Source organism: Escherichia sp. MOD1-EC7003 (assembly GCF_002965065.1).
GTDB lineage: Bacteria > Pseudomonadota > Gammaproteobacteria > Enterobacterales > Enterobacteriaceae > Escherichia.
On sequence record NZ_PTRE01000080.1, the window covers coordinates 1 to 2374 of the forward strand.

Annotated in this window: 1 rRNA gene; it reads right to left on the bottom strand. The window is 53.1% G+C overall.

The window, feature by feature from the left end:
• Positions 1-21: 21 nt before the first annotated feature.
• Positions 22-2374: ribosomal RNA gene (locus tag A7090_RS14975) — 23S ribosomal RNA — on the bottom strand; the annotation flags it as partial.

Consider the following 2374-nt stretch of genomic DNA (forward strand, 5'->3'; position numbering starts at 1 on the left):
CCAAAACATCTTCGGCGTTGTAAGGTTAAGCCTCACGGTTCATTAGTACCGGTTAGCTCAACGCATCGCTGCGCTTACACACCCGGCCTATCAACGTCGTCGTCTTCAACGTTCCTTCAGGAGACTTAAAGTCTCAGGGAGAACTCATCTCGGGGCAAGTTTCGTGCTTAGATGCTTTCAGCACTTATCTCTTCCGCATTTAGCTACCGGGCAGTGCCATTGGCATGACAACCCGAACACCAGTGATGCGTCCACTCCGGTCCTCTCGTACTAGGAGCAGCCCCCCTCAGTTCTCCAGCGCCCACGGCAGATAGGGACCGAACTGTCTCACGACGTTCTAAACCCAGCTCGCGTACCACTTTAAATGGCGAACAGCCATACCCTTGGGACCTACTTCAGCCCCAGGATGTGATGAGCCGACATCGAGGTGCCAAACACCGCCGTCGATATGAACTCTTGGGCGGTATCAGCCTGTTATCCCCGGAGTACCTTTTATCCGTTGAGCGATGGCCCTTCCATTCAGAACCACCGGATCACTATGACCTGCTTTCGCACCTGCTCGCGCCGTCACGCTCGCAGTCAAGCTGGCTTATGCCATTGCACTAACCTCCTGATGTCCGACCAGGATTAGCCAACCTTCGTGCTCCTCCGTTACTCTTTAGGAGGAGACCGCCCCAGTCAAACTACCCACCAGACACTGTCCGCAACCCCGATAAGGGGCCCACGTTAGAACATCAAACATTAAAGGGTGGTATTTCAAGGTCGGCTCCATGCAGACTGGCGTCCACACTTCAAAGCCTCCCACCTATCCTACACATCAAGGCTCAATGTTCAGTGTCAAGCTATAGTAAAGGTTCACGGGGTCTTTCCGTCTTGCCGCGGGTACACTGCATCTTCACAGCGAGTTCAATTTCACTGAGTCTCGGGTGGAGACAGCCTGGCCATCATTACGCCATTCGTGCAGGTCGGAACTTACCCGACAAGGAATTTCGCTACCTTAGGACCGTTATAGTTACGGCCGCCGTTTACCGGGGCTTCGATCAAGAGCTTCGCGTTACCGCTAACCCCATCAATTAACCTTCCGGCACCGGGCAGGCGTCACACCGTATACGTCCACTTTCGTGTTTGCACAGTGCTGTGTTTTTAATAAACAGTTGCAGCCAGCTGGTATCTTCGACTGATTTCAGCTCCATGAGTAAATCACTTCACCTACATATCAGCGTGCCTTCTCCCGAAGTTACGGCACCATTTTGCCTAGTTCCTTCACCCGAGTTCTCTCAAGCGCCTTGGTATTCTCTACCTGACCACCTGTGTCGGTTTGGGGTACGATTTGATGTTACCTGATGCTTAGAGGCTTTTCCTGGAAGCAGGGCATTTGTTACTTCAGCACCTTAGTGCCTCGTCATCACGCCTCAGCCTTGATTTTCCGGATTTGCCTGGAAAAACAGCCTACACGCTTAAACCGGGACAACCGTCGCCCGGCCAACATAGCCTTCTCCGTCCCCCCTTCGCAGTAACACCAAGTACAGGAATATTAACCTGTTTCCCATCGACTACGCCTTTCGGCCTCGCCTTAGGGGTCGACTCACCCTGCCCCGATTAACGTTGGACAGGAACCCTTGGTCTTCCGGCGAGCGGGCTTTTCACCCGCTTTATCGTTACTTATGTCAGCATTCGCACTTCTGATACCTCCAGCAACCCTCACAGGCCACCTTCACAGGCTTACAGAACGCTCCCCTACCCAACAACACACAGTGTCGCTGCCGCAGCTTCGGTGCATGGTTTAGCCCCGTTACATCTTCCGCGCAGGCCGACTCGACCAGTGAGCTATTACGCTTTCTTTAAATGATGGCTGCTTCTAAGCCAACATCCTGGCTGTCTGGGCCTTCCCACATCGTTTCCCACTTAACCATGACTTTGGGACCTTAGCTGGCGGTCTGGGTTGTTTCCCTCTTCACGACGGACGTTAGCACCCGCCGTGTGTCTCCCGTGATAACATTCTCCGGTATTCGCAGTTTGCATCGGGTTGGTAAGTCGGGATGACCCCCTTGCCGAAACAGTGCTCTACCCCCGCAGATGAGTTCACGAGGCGCTACCTAAATAGCTTTCGGGGAGAACCAGCTATCTCCCGGTTTGATTGGCCTTTCACCCCCAGCCACAAGTCATCCGCTAATTTTTCAACATTAGTCGGTTCGGTCCTCCAGTTAGTGTTACCCAACCTTCAACCTGCCCATGGCTAGATCACCGGGTTTCGGGTCTATACCCTGCAACTTAACGCCCAGTTAAGACTCGGTTTCCCTTCGGCTCCCCTATTCGGTTAACCTTGCTACAGAATATAAGTCGCTGACCCATTATACAAAAGGTACGCAGTCAC